General features: G+C 73.7%; 13 protein-coding genes. 6 read left to right on the plus strand and 7 right to left on the minus strand.

From position 1 onward, the window contains the following. Positions 1-74: 74 nt before the first annotated feature. Positions 75-1127, plus strand: a complete 1053-nt coding sequence (locus ACFYU0_RS18620; protein ID WP_389302373.1) for a polyphosphate kinase 2 family protein — start codon at positions 75-77, stop codon at positions 1125-1127. A 101-nt stretch (positions 1128-1228) separates the two neighbouring features. Here the strand turns inward: ACFYU0_RS18620 and ACFYU0_RS18625 are convergent, their stop codons facing one another. Next, a complete protein-coding gene (locus tag ACFYU0_RS18625) occupies positions 1229-2572 on the minus strand; it encodes a diacylglycerol/lipid kinase family protein (protein WP_389302376.1) in 1344 nt (447 codons plus the stop codon). A 190-nt stretch (positions 2573-2762) separates the two neighbouring features. Here ACFYU0_RS18625 and ACFYU0_RS18630 point away from each other — a divergent pair, with 190 nt between their 5' ends. Then, a complete protein-coding gene (locus ACFYU0_RS18630) occupies positions 2763-3605 on the plus strand; it encodes a patatin-like phospholipase family protein (protein WP_389302379.1) in 843 nt (280 codons plus the stop codon). A gap of 81 nt (positions 3606-3686) precedes the next feature. Here the strand turns inward: ACFYU0_RS18630 and ACFYU0_RS18635 are convergent, their stop codons facing one another. Then, the gene (locus ACFYU0_RS18635; RefSeq protein ID WP_389302382.1) at positions 3687-4154 is read right to left on the minus strand and encodes a TIGR03668 family PPOX class F420-dependent oxidoreductase; all 468 of its coding nucleotides are present in this window, start codon (positions 4152-4154) and stop codon (positions 3687-3689) included. 202 nt (positions 4155-4356) lie between these two features. Here ACFYU0_RS18635 and ACFYU0_RS18640 point away from each other — a divergent pair, with 202 nt between their 5' ends. Both ACFYU0_RS18640 and ACFYU0_RS18645 read left to right on the plus strand, forming a co-directional pair. Further along, positions 4357-5124: a polysaccharide deacetylase family protein gene (locus tag ACFYU0_RS18640; RefSeq protein WP_389302798.1), complete on the plus strand. Its 768-nt coding sequence runs from the start codon at positions 4357-4359 to the stop codon at positions 5122-5124. A 103-nt stretch (positions 5125-5227) separates the two neighbouring features. Next, positions 5228-5668, plus strand: a complete 441-nt coding sequence (locus tag ACFYU0_RS18645; RefSeq protein ID WP_389302385.1) for an SRPBCC family protein — start codon at positions 5228-5230, stop codon at positions 5666-5668. Positions 5669-5683: 15 nt separating this feature from the next. Here ACFYU0_RS18645 and ACFYU0_RS18650 read toward each other — a convergent pair whose 3' ends face one another. From ACFYU0_RS18650 to ACFYU0_RS18670, 5 genes are all read right to left on the minus strand, one after another. Next, positions 5684-6835 carry an XdhC family protein gene (locus ACFYU0_RS18650; protein WP_389302387.1) on the minus strand — a complete coding sequence of 384 codons (1152 nt, stop codon included), beginning with the start codon at positions 6833-6835 and terminating at the stop codon, positions 5684-5686. Between the two features lie 46 nt (positions 6836-6881). Then, a complete protein-coding gene (locus ACFYU0_RS18655; RefSeq protein ID WP_389302390.1) occupies positions 6882-8339 on the minus strand; it encodes an NCS2 family permease in 1458 nt (485 codons plus the stop codon). A 197-nt stretch (positions 8340-8536) separates the two neighbouring features. Then, positions 8537-10921: a xanthine dehydrogenase family protein molybdopterin-binding subunit gene (locus tag ACFYU0_RS18660; protein WP_389302392.1), complete on the minus strand. Its 2385-nt coding sequence runs from the start codon at positions 10919-10921 to the stop codon at positions 8537-8539. Position 10922: 1 nt separating this feature from the next. After that, positions 10923-11498 carry a (2Fe-2S)-binding protein gene (locus ACFYU0_RS18665; RefSeq protein WP_389302395.1) on the minus strand — a complete coding sequence of 192 codons (576 nt, stop codon included), beginning with the start codon at positions 11496-11498 and terminating at the stop codon, positions 10923-10925. After that, positions 11498-12391, minus strand: a complete 894-nt coding sequence (locus ACFYU0_RS18670) for an FAD binding domain-containing protein (protein WP_389302398.1) — start codon at positions 12389-12391, stop codon at positions 11498-11500. The genes ACFYU0_RS18665 and ACFYU0_RS18670 overlap by 1 nt, the downstream gene beginning before the upstream one ends. 342 nt (positions 12392-12733) lie before the next feature. Here ACFYU0_RS18670 and ACFYU0_RS18675 point away from each other — a divergent pair, with 342 nt between their 5' ends. Next, the gene (locus ACFYU0_RS18675) at positions 12734-14407 is read left to right on the plus strand and encodes a PucR family transcriptional regulator (RefSeq protein ID WP_389302401.1); all 1674 of its coding nucleotides are present in this window, start codon (positions 12734-12736) and stop codon (positions 14405-14407) included. A gap of 165 nt (positions 14408-14572) precedes the next feature. Beyond that, positions 14573-15340: a hypothetical protein gene (locus ACFYU0_RS18680; RefSeq protein WP_351665613.1), complete on the plus strand. Its 768-nt coding sequence runs from the start codon at positions 14573-14575 to the stop codon at positions 15338-15340. Positions 15341-15388 lie beyond the last annotated feature (48 nt).

The following is a 15388-nucleotide window of genomic DNA, read 5'->3' on the forward strand; positions in this document are numbered from 1 at the left end:
GGATCCGAGGGGCGATCTCGCGCCGCCGAGCCGAGAATGAGCGGGGGCGCCCGATCCGGGGAGAGGAGCCGGTGGTGTCCGACGAGCCGGCCGCACGCATCGCCGAATTCATCGAGCCGCTCCGGGTGGCGCCGGGCACGCGGGTGGACGTCGGCCGGGACTTCGATCCCGGCTACCGGGCGGGCCTGCGCAAACGCGACGCCCAGGAGCTGCTGCGCACCGGGGTGGCCCTGCTGGCCGAGTACCAGCAGCGGCTCGCCGCCCAGGACACCTACGGCGTCCTGCTGTGCCTGCAGGCCCTCGACGCCGGGGGCAAGGACGGCACGATCCGGCACGTGATGAGCGGCGTCAACCCCCAGGGCGTACACGTCAGCAGCTTCAAGGTGCCCTCGGAGGAGGAGCTCGGCCACGACTACCTGTGGCGCTACGCGCGGCGGCTCCCCGGGCGGGGCGAGATCGCCATCTTCAACCGCTCCCACTACGAGGAGGTCCTGGTCGTACGGGTGCACCCGGAGAACCTCGTCCGGCAGAAGCTGCCCGCGGAGGCGCGCGGTCCCGACGTCTGGGAGCGGCGCTACCGCGAGATCAACGAGTGGGAGCGCCATCTGACCGACAGCGGGTTCAAGGTGGTCAAGGTCTTCCTGAACATCTCCAAGGAGGAGCAGCGCGCCCGGTTCCTGAAGCGGATCGACCTGCCGGAGAAGAACTGGAAGTTCTCCGCGGCCGACGTGCGCGAACGGCGTCACTGGGACGAGTACCAGCGGGCCTTCTCCGCGATGCTCTCGGCCACCAGCACTCCCTGGGCCCCCTGGTACGTGGTGCCGGCGGACCGCAAGTGGTTCGCTCGGATCTGCACGTCGGCCGTCCTCGCGCACACCCTGATCGGCATCGACCCCCAGTACCCCGAGGTGAGCGAGGAGGCACGCAGGGACCTGCTGGCCGCCCGGCGCGAGCTGGAGCGGGAGGCCCCGCCCGGCGCCCCGGCCGACCCGTACGCGGCGCGGCACGCGGGGGCGGCCGAGGGGCGCGGGTCCGGTCAGGAGCCGTCATCGGACGGCGCCGGACGCACCGAGGACGGCGAACACGGCGAGTCCCGGCGAGGCGGGAAGCGGCCCCGGCGCGGCTGACGACCCGACCATCACTTCGCCGGCCCGACAGTCGCCTCGCCGGCCGACAGGCGCCTCGCCGCACATCCGCCGGCCCTGGCGGCCCACCAAGGCCCGCCGGGTCAGGCGGTGTCGTGGCCGGCGGCGGTGCGGCCCATGGTCAGGGCGAGGCGGCGGACCTCGCGCCAGTTCATGGCCGGTGCCACGCGGGGCGCCCCGGGGCGGTCGCGCGGCACGCGGACGCGCAGGGCGCCGGGCTCGATGCGGCAGCGTACCGGCGTGGGCAGCGTCAGGGCCTCGCCGTCGACGCCGACCGGGACGGTGGGGGCGTCCGCGTCCACCACGACCTCGCGGGCCGCGAAGGCGGTCAGTCCGCGGCTGCGCCCGCCGAGCAGCAGCAGCTCGGTCGCCTCCGACGTGCTCCTCACCTCGACGGCCAGCACGCCCAGCCGGCCGGTGTCCAGCCGGTCGCGGTGGCCGAGTCCGGCCGGGTCGTCGCCGTGGTAGGGGTTGTTGCTCACCAGGACGGCCTGAGGTCCCCTCAGTCTCCGGTCACCGGCGCGGACGACGAGCCGCGGGCCGGTGTGCCCGGTCAGCAGGTCCGGCAGCATCTCCAGGGTGGTGCGCGCCTTGTCCTCGCGGTAGGCGGGGCTCTGCACGACGGCCGCGTACACGCCGAACGAGGCGTTGTTGACGAAGACGCGCTCGGCGCCGCCGTCCGCGGCCCCCCGTCCGCCGCTGATACGGCCGAGGTCGACGCGGAGTTCGACGCCGTCGGTCAGCGCCTTCAGACAGCCGGCGGGGTCCTGCCGGTCCAGTCCCAGGTCCATGGCGAAGTGGTTGCGGGTGCCTGCGCTGATCACCACGAACGGGAGGTCGTGTTCCGCGGCCACGCCGGCGACCAGGGCCTGGGTGCCGTCGCCCCCGGCGACGCCGAGCAGATCGGCGCCGCGCCGCACGGCCTGCCGCGCCAGCTCGGCCACGTCCTGGGGCGCGGCCGGGTCCAGTACCGCGACGTCCGCGCCGAGGGCCCTGGCCCGCTCGGCGAGGTGGAACTCGCCGACCTTGCCGCCGCCGGAGCGCGGGTTCATGATCAGGAAGGGGCGCCGGGCCCGGCCGGCCGCGAGCTCCGGCATGGCGGGCGCGTCGTCGCCGGCGAGTGCCGCCCGGCCCGCGGCGACGGCCAGCGCCCACAGGCCGAGCGAGAGCAGCACCACCCACAGCAGCCCGGCGACCGCGTACAGGGCGAGGACGGCGAGCGGCGCCGCGACCACCAGCAGCACGGCCAGTCGCCTGACCCATCCGGAACGGCTCAGCAGCCACCACACACCGGCCGCCGTGAGCAGCGTCCCGGCCAGCCCCACGAGCAGCAGGACGATGCTGCCCGGCCCGGCGAAGGCCAGGAGCACCGCCACCGCCGCCGCGCCCGCCACCAGGGCCAGACGCGCGGTCCAGCGCCTGTTCATACGGCAACCTCCCGTTCCCGTCGTCCCAGGCTACGAGCGGGCGCGGCGGACGGCATGTCCGCGCCCTGCGGCGTCCGCCGCCTCCCCCGGCCCGGTGGCCACATCCGGACGTTCGCCTTCATCTGATGTGGTGTCATTCCGTTGGATCAAGAAGCGGGAACCATCAGGAACCGACAACCGAGGAGCAGGGATGTCCGACGCTTTGGTGCTGGGCGGCGGCGGTGTGGGCGGGATCGCCTGGATCACCGGGCTGCTGACGGGGCTCGCCGACGCGGGGCAGGACGTCACCGGGGCGGATCTGCTGCTCGGGACGTCCGCCGGTTCCACCGTCTCGGCGCAGCTGGGCAGCGGGCTGGGGCTGGCGGAGCTGTACGCGCGGCAGGTGGATCCGGCGCTGCAGTCCGCCGAGATCATGGCCGTGATGGACCTGGAGGGGTTCGCCGCCGAGGTCGGCGCGGCGACGTCCGCCACCGCCTCCGTGCCGGAGCTGCGCCGGGCCGTGGGCCGCGCGGCACTGGCGGCGCCCACCGTGCCGGAGCCGCGGCGGCGGGCGGTGATCGAGTCGCGGCTGCCCTCGCACGGCTGGCCGGAGCGCGCGCTGCGGATCGTCGCCGTGGACGCCGAGAGCGGGGAGCCGCGGGTCTTCGACAAGGACTCCGGGGTGCCGCTGGTCGACGCGGTGGCGGCGAGCTGCGCCGTGCCGGGTGTGTGGCCGCCGGTCGGCATCGACGGACGGCGTTACGTCGACGGCGGGGTGCGCTCGATGGCCAACCTGGACCTGGTGGGCGACCCGGACCGGGTGGTGGTGCTCGTGCCGATGGGCATGACGGAGCCGTTCCCCAGCGAGCAGCCGGTGGAGGAATCGGTGCGGGAGCTGCGCGCCCGGGGCGTGGAAGTGGTGGTCGTGGCGCCCGACGAGGCGGCGCTGGCGGCGATCGGCGACAACCCGCTGGACCCGGGCACCCGCGGCCCGGCCGCCGAGGCGGGCCGGGCGCAGGGACGGGCGCTCAGGCTGCCCTGGCATCACGGCTGAGGCCGCCGCATCGCGGGGGTGGCGCATACATGCGGTACGACGCGGGCCCCCGGCGCTCCGCCGGCCGGCCCCCGTCCGCTTTCAGGGCCGTTCGGGCGCCCGCGCCTGCCAGCCGGTCCACCGCCGTACGGTGACGTCGACCACCGGGCCCGCCGGCGGAGTCGGCCGGTACTGCGGGTACTTGGCGCAGAGCAGCGCCACGGCCGTCTCGCGCGCCCGCCGTTCGGCCGCGTCGGCGGCGCCGGGCGGCAGGACGCGGGCCACGCCGTCGGCGCGGACCCACCAGAGCCGGTCCCAGTCCTCGTCGTAGGCGTCCACGAGCAGGCACACCGCCGGCTGCCCGGCCAGGTTGGCCAGCCGCTTGAGGCGGCCGGTGGTCTTGGGCTTGTGGTCGACCGCGGTGACGAGCCGGTCGACGCCGTTCAGGAAGCAGTGGGCGAAGACCACCGGCACCTGGTGGGGGCGGCCCGTCGCGTCGACGGTGGCCAGCCGGGCCACCCGGGCCGCGGCGAACCGGAACCGCGCCTCGCTCTCGGCCAGTCGGGGCATACCCGCTCCTAGCTGCCCACAGGTCGGCTCGCGTGCGGAGCACGCGTCGCCCGCTCCTCCATGGTGCTACGGCCCGGCCGTACGGCGCCCACATGAACTCGTTAAATCGAACTCATGAACTATAAACAGAGTGTATAGTCCCGGCATGCCTCTCACGACTTCGGCTGGTCAGAACCCGGCCCCGCAGCCCGCGCCCCTGAAGATGCGCAGAACGAGGCGCGGGTTGCGTCTGTCCGCGCTCGCCTCGGCGGCCGCCTGTCTGGCGCTGACGCTGTCGGGCTGCGCGGAGGTGGACACGACCGCCCCCAGCGCGGTGCGCGCGCAGGGCGCGCACGGGGCGCCGGCCAAGCTCGGGACGGTGGACTGCCGCGAGGCGAAGTGCATCGCGCTGACCTTCGACGCGGGGCCGAGCGAGAACTCGGCGCGACTGCTCGACATCCTCAAGGAGAAGAAGGTCCCCGCCACCTTCTTCCTGCTCGGCAAGCGGCACATCGACACGTATCCGGAGCTGGTCAAACGGATGGCGGCCGAGGGGCACGAGGTTGCGAGCCACACCTGGGACCACCAGATCCTCACCCGGATCTCCGACGACCGGATACGCGAGGAACTGCGGCGCCCCGACGACGAGATAGAGCGGCTCACCGGGCGCCGGCCCACGCTGATGCACCCGCCCCAGGGCCGCACCGACGCCGACGTGCACCGCATCTGCAAGGAGATGGGCCTGGCCGAGGTGCTGTGGAGCGTCACCGCGAAGGACTACACGACCACCGACTCGGCGCTGATCACCAAGCGCGTGCTCGACCAGGCCTCACGGGACGGCATCATCCTGCTGCACGACATCTACCGGGGCACCGTGCCGGCCGTGCCCGGCATCATCGACGCGCTGAAGGCCCGCGGCTACGTGTTCGTGACGGTGCCTCAGCTCCTGGCGCCGGGCAAGGCCGAGCCGGGCCGGGTGTACCGGCCCTGACCGGACCGGCTGCCGGCTCAGCGCCGGAACTCGCCGCTGAGCCGTGCAGGTGATCCGGGGCCGGTCGCGCGGCCGGCCGGCGGCCATTGCCTACGATCGTGCCGTGCCCTACTTCTCCGTCGAACGCACCGTGCCCCTTCCGCTCGAGGAGGCCTGGCGGCGGCTCACCGAGTGGCCCCGCCACGGTGACGTGGTGCCCTTCACCCGCGTAGCCGTCCTCACGCCCGCCCCTACGCACGAGGGCACCCGTTTCGTGGCCCGTACGGGCCTCGGCCCGCTCGGCTTCGACGACCCCATGGAGGTCACGCTCTGGCGCCCGCCCGCGGACGGCGAACCGGGGCTGTGCCGCCTGGAGAAGCACGGGCGGGTGGTCCTCGGCTGGGCCGAGATCGAGGTCCGGCCCGGGCCGGACGGCCGGGCGCGGGTGGTGTGGCGGGAGGACGTGCGGATCCGCTTCCTCCCGCGCCTCTTCGACGGTGTCGTGGCGTGCGCGGGCCGGACGCTGTTCGGGGGGACGGCGAACCGGCTGCTGCGACGGCCGTGACCGGCCGGCGGCCGCTCAGGCCACCGACCCGATCCGCGCCGCCGGGGTCGCCGCCGTGTCGTGGTGGATCGGGGTGTGGGCGCCGGTGAGGGGGACGCCGCTGCCGCCGCGGCGGGCCGCGACGATCTCCGCGGCGATCGACAGGGCCGTCTCCTCGGGGGTTCGGGCTCCGAGGTCGAGGCCGATCGGGGAGCGCAGCCGGGCCAGTTCGAGTTCGCCGACGCCGACCGCGCGCAGCCGTTCTTCGCGGTCCAGGTGGGTGCGGCGCGAGCCCATCGCGCCGACGTAGGCGACCGGCAGCCGCAGGGCCAGCCGCAGCAGCGGCACGTCGAACTTGGCGTCATGGGTGAGGACGCACAGGACGGTGCGGCCGTCGACGTCCGTGCGCTCCAGGTACTCGTGGGGCCACTCGACGACGATCTCGTCGGCGTCCGGGAAGCGGGCCCGGGTGGCGAACACCGGGCGGGCGTCGCACACCGTGACGTGGTAGCCGAGGAACTTGCCGACCCGCACCAGCGCGGAGGCGAAGTCGATCGCGCCGAAGACGATCATCCGGGGCGCGGGCACCGAGGACTCCACCAGGACCGTGAGCGGCGCGCCGCAGCGCGAGCCCCGTTCGCCGATCTCCAGGGTGCCGGTGCGCCCCGCGTCCAGGAAGGCGCCGGCCTCGGCGGCCACCGTGCGGTCGAGTTCGGGATGGGCCCCGAAGCCGCCGTCGTGGGAGCCGTCGGGGCGGACCAGCAGGGCGCGGCCGCGCAGTGCGGCCGGTCCCGCGGCGATCCGGGCGACCGCCGCCGCCTCGCCCCGCGCGGCGGCGGCCAGCGCGGCCGCGAACACCGGCCGGGCGGGACCGTCCGCCCGGACCGGCGTGACCAGGACGTCGATGACGCCGCCGCACGTCAGACCGACGGCGAAGGCGTCCTCGTCGCTGAACCCGAAGCGCTCCAGGACGGTCTCCCCGTCCTCGAGCGCCTGCCGGCACAGCTCGTACACCGCGCCCTCCACGCACCCGCCGGAGACCGAGCCGACGGCCGTGCCGTCGGCGTCCACCGCGAGGGCGGCGCCCGGCTGCCGCGGGGCGCTGCCGCCGACGGCGACCACGGTGGCGACGGCGAAGTCACGGCCCTGCTCGACCCACCGGTTGAGCTCCTCGGCGATGTCCAGCATGTCTCGGTCTCCCAACGGGGTTGTGGTGTACGGGTGTCGGACCGGGCTAGTGCACGCCCAGCCAGCCCTCGATCGGGTGGAGGGCGAAGTAGACCAGGAAGACGGCCGTCAGCCCCCACATGAAGGCACCGATCTCGCGGGCCCTGCCCTGGGCGGCCTTGATGGCGGTGTAGGAGATGACGCCCGCTGCGACACCGGTGGTGATGGTGTACGTGAACGGCATCAGGACGACGGTCAGGAAGACCGGGACCGCGGTGGCGCGGTCGGCCCAGTCCACGTGCCGGGCGTTCATCAGCATCATGGCGCCGATGACCACCAGGGCGGCGGAGGCGACCTCCTGCGGCACGATCGCGGTCAGCGGGGTGAAGAACAGGCAGGCGGCGAAGAAGAGTCCGGTGACAACCGAGGCGAGGCCCGTGCGGGCGCCCTCGCCGACCCCGGTGGCCGACTCGATGAACACGGTCTGGCCGGAGCCGCCCGCCACGCCGCCGATCGCACCGCCGGCGCCGTCGATGAACAGCGCCTTGGACAGGCCCGGCATCCGGCCCTTGTCGTCGGCGAGCTTCGCCTCGGTGCCGACGCCGATGATGGTGGCCATCGCGTCGAAGAAGCCGGCCAGCACCAGGGTGAAGACGATCATGCCGACGGTCATCGCGCCGACCTCGCCCCAGCCGCCGAACTCCACGTGCCCGAAGAGCGAGAAGTCGGGCATCGAGAGCGCGCTGCCGTGCAGTTCGGGCGCGCCGCCCGCCCACTGCTTCGGGTCGATGACGCCGAGGCCGTTGAGGACGGCGGCGACGACCGTGCCGGAGACGATGCCGATGAGGATGGCGCCGGGGATGTTCCGGGCCTGGAGCATGAAGATCAGCAGCAGGGTGCCGGCGAAGAGCAGGACCGGCCAGCCGGCGAGTTCGCCGGCGGGGCCGAGGCTCACCGGGGTGGCCTTGCCCTGGTGCACGAAGCCGGCCTTGTAGAAGCCGATCAGGGCGATGAACAGGCCGATGCCCATGGTGATGCCGTGCTTGAGGGCGAGCGGGATCGCGTTCATGATCATCTCGCGCAGTCCGGTGACGACCAGCAGCATGATGACGACGCCGTAGAGCACGCACATGCCCATGGCCTGCGGCCAGGTCATGTGGGGGGCGACCTGCGAGGAAAGGACGCCGGAGACGGACAGGCCGGCGGCGAGCGCGAGGGGCACCTTGCCGACGAAGCCCATCAGCAGCGTGGTGAGGGCCGCGGCGAACGCCGTCGCGGTGATCAGGGCCTGCTGTCCGAGGGTGTCCCCGGCCGCGTCCTTGCCGGACAGGATGAGAGGGTTGAGCAGGAGGATGTACGCCATCGCCATGAAGGTGGTGATGCCGCCGCGCACCTCACGCGCGACCGTGGATCCTCTGCCGCTTATGTGGAAGTACCGGTCGAGCCAGGACCTGCCGGCCGGGACGCGGGAGCCTTCGCCCGCGTCTTCGGCTGTGGTCCTGGGCTCCACTGACTGCTGGGTCATGGGCCAACTCCCAAGGTTCACAGGGGCACCCGGCTGCCGTGGGGCGGCAGGCGGGATTTGGGATTGGACGGCCCGGGGGACGGCCCGAGACGAACGTGGTACTTGCTGACCGGCGCCGGGACGGCCGAGGGTCGGGCCTCGCCCGGCGCCGGGGTGCCTCGCGTCGCGGCCTCGCCGCGACGCGACGGCGGCCGTCGCTACGCGGTGCCCGTGAGGTGTTCCGGGCGGACCGGTGTGCGGTTCAGCTCCAGTCCGGTCGCGTTCCGGATCGCCGCGAGGACGGCCGGGGTGGACGACAGGGTCGGGGCTTCGCCGATGCCACGGAGCCCGTACGGGGCGTGGTCGTCGGCGAGTTCGAGCACGTCGACGGGGATGGTCGGCGTGTCGAGGATCGTGGGGATCAGGTAGTCCGTGAAGGAGGGGTTCCTGACCTTCGCGGTCTTCGGGTCGACGATGATCTCCTCCATCACCGCGACGCCCAGTCCCTGCGTGGTGCCGCCCTGGATCTGGCCGACGACGGAGAGCGGGTTGAGCGCCTTCCCGACGTCCTGGGCGCAGGCCAGTTCGACGACCTTGACCAGGCCGAGTTCGGTGTCGACCTCGACGACGGCGCGGTGCGCGGCGAAGGAGTACTGGACGTGGCCGTTGCCCTGCCCGGTGCGCAGGTCGAAGGGCTCGGTCGGCCGGTGCCGCCACTCCGCCTCGACCTCCACGGCCTCGTCCTCCAGGACGTCGACCAGGTCGCCGAGGACCTCGCCCGCGTCGGTCACCACCTTGCCGCCCTCCAGCAGGAGTTCGGCCGTGGCCCAGGCCGGGTGGTAGGAGCCGAACCGGCGGCGCCCGATCTCCAGGACCTTCTCCCGGACCAGTTCGCAGGCGTTCTTCACGGCGCCGCCGGTGACGTACGTCTGCCGGGAGGCCGAGGTCGAACCGGCGCTGCCCACCCGGGTGTCGGCCGGGTGGATGGTCACCTGGCTGACGCCCAGCTCGGTGCGGGCGATCTGCGCGTGGACGGTGACGCCGCCCTGGCCGACCTCCGCCATCGCGGTGTGCACGGTGGCCACCGGCTCGCCGGCGATCACCTCCATGCGGACGCGCGCGGTGGAGTAGTCGTCGAAGCCCTCGGAGAAGCCGACGTTCTTGATGCCGACCGCGTAGCCGACGCCGCGCACGACGCCCTCGCCGTGCGTGGTGTTGGACAGACCGCCGGGTAGCTGGCGTACGTCGGCGCCCTCGCTCGACTCCCACTGGCGCTCGGGCGGCATGGGCATCGCCTTGACTCGGCGCAGCAGTTCGGCGACCGGGGCCGGGGAGTCGACGGGCTGCCCGGTGGGCATGAGGGTGCCCTGCTCCATCGCGTTGAGCCGGCGGAACTCCACCGGGTCCATGCCGAGCGCCGCGGCCACCTTGTCCATCTGCGCCTCGTAGGCGAAGCACGCCTGGACCGCGCCGAAGCCGCGCATGGCGCCGCAGGGCGGGTTGTTGGTGTAGAGGGCGATGGCCTCGATGTCGACGTCCTCGACGACGTACGGTCCGACGCTGAGCGAGGAGGCGTTGCCGACGACGGCCGGGGAGGCGGAGGCGTAGGCGCCGCCGTCCAGCACGATCCGGCACTTCAGGTGGGTCAGCTTGCCGTCGCGGGTGGCCCCGTGCTCGTAGTACAGCTTGGCCGGGTGGCGGTGGACGTGCCCGAAGAAGGACTCGAACCGGTTGTAGACGATCTTCACCGGCTTGCCGGTGCGCATGGCCAGCAGGCAGGCGTGGATCTGCATGGACAGGTCCTCGCGGCCGCCGAAGGCGCCGCCCACGCCGGACAGCGTCATGCGCACCTTGTCCTCGGGCAGGCCGAGGACGGGCGCCATCTGGCGCAGGTCGGAGTGGAGCCACTGGGTGGCGATGTAGAGGTGGACGCCGCCGTCCTCCTCGGGCACCGCGAGGCCGGACTCGGGGCCTAGGAAGGCCTGATCCTGCATGCCGAAGGTGTACTCGCCCTCGACGATGACGTCGGCCCGCTCGCGGGCCGCCGCGACGTCGCCGCGGACGATCGGCTGGCGGTGGACGATGTTCGGGTGCGGGACGTGGCCGACGTGGTGGTCGTCGCGGTTCTCGTGCACCAGGACCGCGTCGGGGGCGGTCGCGGAGGCCTCGTCCGTGACGACCGGCAGTTCCCGGTACTCGACCTTGATCTTGGCGGCGGCGCGGCGGGCGGTCTCCGGGTGGTCGGCGGCGACGATCGCGACCGGTTCGCCGTGGTGGCGCACCTTGCCGTGGGCGAGGACCGGGGTGTCCTGGATCTCCAGGCCGTAGTTGCGCACCTCGGTGGGCAGGTCGTCGTAGGTCATGACCGCGTACACGCCGGGCAGGGCGAGGGCCTCGGAGGTGTCGATGGACACGATCTCGGCGTGCGCGACGGTGGAGCGCAGAATCTGGCCCCACAGCATGTCCTCGTGCCACATGTCGGACGAGTACGCGAACTCGCCGGTGACCTTGAGGATTCCGTCCGGGCGGAGCGTGGACTCACCGACGCCGCCCCGGGTCTGCGAACCCTGCGTGATCTTCGTAGGAGCGCCGTTCGTCGGCATCTCAGACCCCCTCGGACTGGCGGGCGGCGGCCAGCCGGACCGCGTCCATGATCTTCTCGTAGCCGGTGCAGCGGCACAGGTTGCCGGACAGCGCCTCGCGGATGTCCGCGTCGGACGGGTCGGGGTTGTGCTCCAGCATCTCGTCGGCGGCGACCAGCAGGCCCGGGGTGCAGAAGCCGCACTGGACGGCGCCGGCGTCGATGAACGCCTGCTGCACGGGGCTCAGTGGGGCGCCCTCGCCGGTCTGCGAGTCGGCGCCCTTGGCCTGCCACGCCCTGGCCTCGTCCAGCGAGGTGCCGCACGCGCCGAAGTCGCCGCACGAGCGCTGCCTGGCGTAGTCGGCGAGGCCCTCGACGGTCACCACCTCGCGGCCCTCGGCCTGGCCGGCCGCGACCAGGCAGGAACACACCGGCACGCCGTCCAGACGCACCGTGCAGGAGCCGCACTCGCCCTGCTCGCAGGCGTTCTTGGAGCCGGGCAGGCCGAGGCGCTCGCGCAGCACGTACAGCAGGGACTCGCCCTCCCAGACGTCGTCGGCCTCCTGCGGGCGTCCGTTGACGGTGAAGTTGACGCGCATCACGCAGCTCCCTCGGTGGCGCGGCCGGCGCCGCGGTACGACTCCCAGGTCCAGGTGAGCGTCCGGCGGGCCATGACGCCGACCGCGTGCCTGCGGTAGCTCGCGGTGCCCCGGACGTCGTCGATCGGGTTGCAGGCGCCGGAGCACAGCTCCGCGAACCGCTTGGCGACCGACGGGGTGACGATCTTGCCGTTGTCCCAGAAGCCGCCCTCCTCCAGGGCCGCGTTCAGGAACTCCTCGGCGGCCTTGGCGCGGACCGGCGTGGGCGCGGCGGAGCCGATGCCGGTGCGCACGGTGCGGGTCCCGGGGTGCAGGGCGAGGCCGAAGGCGCACACCGCGATCACCATGGCGTTGCGGGTGCCGACCTTGGAGTACTGCTGCGGGCCGTCCGCCTTCTTGATGTGCACGGCGCGGATCAGCTCGTCGGGCTGCAGGGCGTTGCGCTTGACGCCGGTGTAGAAGGCGTCGATCGGTACGAGGCGGGTGCCGCGGGCCGCCGACTCCACCTCGACGTCCGCGCCGGCCGCGAGCAGCGCCGGGTGGGCGTCGCCGGCGGGCGAGGCCGTGCCGAGGTTGCCGCCGACGCCGCCGCGGTTGCGGATCTGCGGGGAGGCCACCGTGTGCGAGGCGAGCGCGAGGCCCGGCAGCTCGGCGCGGAGGTTCTCCATGATCTTCGTGTAGGGGACCGAGGCGCCCAGCCGGACGGTGTCCTCGCCGACCTCCCACTCGTAGAGGTCGCCGACGCGGTTCAGGTCGAGCAGGTACTCGGGCCGGCGGTGGTCGAAGTTGATCTCGACCATCACGTCGGTGCCACCCGCAATCGGCACAGCTGTGGGGTGCTCGGCCTTCGCGGCGAGCGCCTCCTCCCAGCTGGCGGGGCGAAGGAAGTCCATGACCGGCTCTCTTCTTCGTCTCGTGAGTCGTACGGATCGAGCCAATCCGGGTGCGGCGGTTCCGGCTCGTTCATGTGCTCTTTACGCGGAGTGGGCTCAGTACACCGCCCCGTACTCCGGCGGGGTCAGTCACCGAAACCATGAAGGAGTTGGCTGGCCACGACGGGCATCTTGTAGATTCGTATGAACGGAGGCCATCGGTAACCTCTCCGTTTTCCCCGGGAAACGCGGGTGGCGGCCCGGCGGCCCCGCCGTACGGCCCGGGCACGCCTGCTCCGGGCCCGTCACGGGCCCCCATCAGGATTCATCGTAGATTTCGAGACACAGAACGGCGGCGACGAGATGCGGCTGCGCGCACTGCTGGACACCGATGCGCTGGGGCTGCGGCTGCTCGGCGGCGAGGACGAGCTGGACCGCTCCGTGCGCGGGGTCATGACCACCGACCTGCGCGACCCGAGCCGCTATCTGTCCGGCGGCGAGCTGGTTCTGACCGGTCTCGCCTGGCGCCGCGACGCCGGCGACTCCGAGCCCTTCGTACGGATCCTGGTGCAGGCCGGGGTGGCGGCGCTGGCGGCCGGCGAGGCCGAGCTGGGCGCCGTGCCGGAGGACCTGGTGCTGGCCTGCGCCAAACACCGGCTGCCGCTGTTCGCCGTGCACGAGTCGGTGGCGTTCGCGACGGTCACCGAGCACGTCGTGCGCCAGGTCTCCGGGGAACGGGCCGGCGACCTGGCGGCCGTGGTGGACCGGCACCGGCGGATGATGACCTCGGGCCCGGCGGGCGGCGGCCCCGACGTGGTCCTCGACCTGCTCGGCACCGACCTCGACCTGCGCGCCTGGGTGCTCTCCCCCACCGGCCGGCTGATCGCCGGCTCGAAGGTCGCGGGCCCGGCGCTGCTCGCCGGGACCTGCGCGCGGCTGGCCGCCGAGCACCTGGCCGCCGCCCGCTCCGGCCGGCGCGGCCCGCACCGGGTGACGCTGGACGGCAGCACGTACTCCCTGTTCCCCGTCCGCTCCTCCGGGCGCTCCCCGCAGGCCGCCGGCGACCTGCGCGAGACGGTCCTGTCGGACTGGCTGCTCGCGGTCGAGGCGGACGCCGGGGACTGGCCGGAGGAGCGCCTCGACCTGCTCCAGGGCGTCACCCAGCTGATCGCCGTCGAGCGCGACCGGCGGGACGCGGCGCGCACGGTGCGGCGCCGGCTCGCGCAGGAGGTGCTGGAGCTGGTGCAGACCGGCGCGGCGCCCGCCGAGATCGCCGCGCGGCTGCGCGTGGCCGCGCCGGTGCTGCTGCCGGGCCTCGGGGCGGCCCCGCACTGGCAGGTGGTCGTGGCCCGGGTCGAGTGGGACGGGGCGGCGGTGGAGGGCGGCCCGGTCGCCCAGTCGCTGCTGGAGGAGATCCTGGTGGACCCGCAGGCCACCGGCCCCGAGCCCTCGGACCGCATCGCCGTCGCCCACGCCGGGGACGAGGCGATCGCCCTGGTGCCGTTGCCCGCGGTCTCCGCCGACCAGGACGGCTCCGAGTCCGGTCTGCTCGCCGACGCGCTGCTGCGGGCGGTACGGGAGCCGCTGTCGGCGGGCCTCGCCGACGACGGGCGGATCACCCTCGGCGTCAGCGCCGCCGTGCACTCGGCGGAGGGTCTGCGCGGGGCGCTGGAGGAGGCCCGGCACGCCCGCCGGGTCGCCGCGGCGCGCCCCGGCCGGGTCTGCGCGGCCGGCCACCAGGAGCTGGCCTCGCATGTGCTGCTGCTGCCGTTCGTCCCGGACGACGTCCGCCGCGCCTTCACCGCCCGCCTGCTGGACCCGCTGACCGACTACGACCGCCGCCACCGCGCCGAGCTGATCCCGACCCTGGAGGCGTTCCTCGACTGCGACGGCTCCTGGACCCGCTGCGCCACCCGGCTCCACCTGCACGTCAACACACTGCGCTACCGGGTCGGGCGGATCGAGCAGTTGACGGGACGGGACCTGTCCCGCCTGGAGGACAAGCTGGACTTCTTCCTGGCGCTGCGGATGAGCTGAGGCGACGGGGGCGGGACGGGACCCGGCCAAGTCCGGCCGAGGTCCCCGACTTTGTGAATTCTTTCACCCATCCCCTTGGCCAAGCCCCATGATTGGTGCTGGAATGCGGCCACCACTCAACAGCTCGACGGCGTGCTCGGGGAGGGCAACGTGGCGCATTCCGCCATGTCTGGTAATGGAACGACCGCAGGTGACGATCCTCTCCAGACCGCGGTATGGCGGTTGCGCTCGCGGGCCTGCTGGGCCGACGCGGCGGCCATGCTGCCGGCGGACACTCCGGCCGCGACCCTGCAGCGGGCCGCGCTGCTGGTCGAACGGTGCCTGTACACCGAGCGGGGCTGGGCCGAGGCGGAGGACGCGCTGCGCACGGCGGAGGCGCAGGCGCACACCGACGAGGAGCGCGGGGCGGCCGCCTGCGAACGCGGCCAACTCGCCTACGCCGCCACGCTGCACGGCGTACGGGACCGGGCGGACGAGGCGCGGGCCGCGCTCGGTCGGGCGGCGGCGCTGATCCCGCCGGGGGCCGTGGGACGGGCGCTGCTGGACTTCCGCCGAGGGCTGCTGGCGGAGAACCTGGCCCACTCGCCGCAGGCGGCGCGGGCGGCCTACCGCCGGGCCCACGCGGGCGCCACGGCGCACGCCGATCCGCTGCTGCTGTCCTTCACCTGGCGTCACCTCGCCGGACTGGCCCTGCGCGACGGGGAGTTGGCGGAGGCCCGGCACGGCTTCGCCGAGTCGCTGCGGATCCGCGAGGAGCTGGGCTACCTGGTGGGCACGGCCCCCGCGCTGGCCTCCCTGGCGGACGCCGAGTCGGAGCCGGAGGCCTCACGGCTGCGGGAGGAGGCCCGGCGGCTGTTCCGGCTGCTGGGCGGCGTCCCGACCTGGCTGGCCCGGCAGTTGGCCCCGCCCACACCGGGGGCCGCGACCGCCTGAGGGCCGTCTCAGAGCCGACTGAGAGGTTGCTGTGCCAGTGTGGCGCGC

The sequence above is a fragment of the Streptomyces sp. NPDC003720 genome (assembly GCF_042875075.1).
GTDB lineage: Bacteria > Actinomycetota > Actinomycetes > Streptomycetales > Streptomycetaceae > Streptomyces.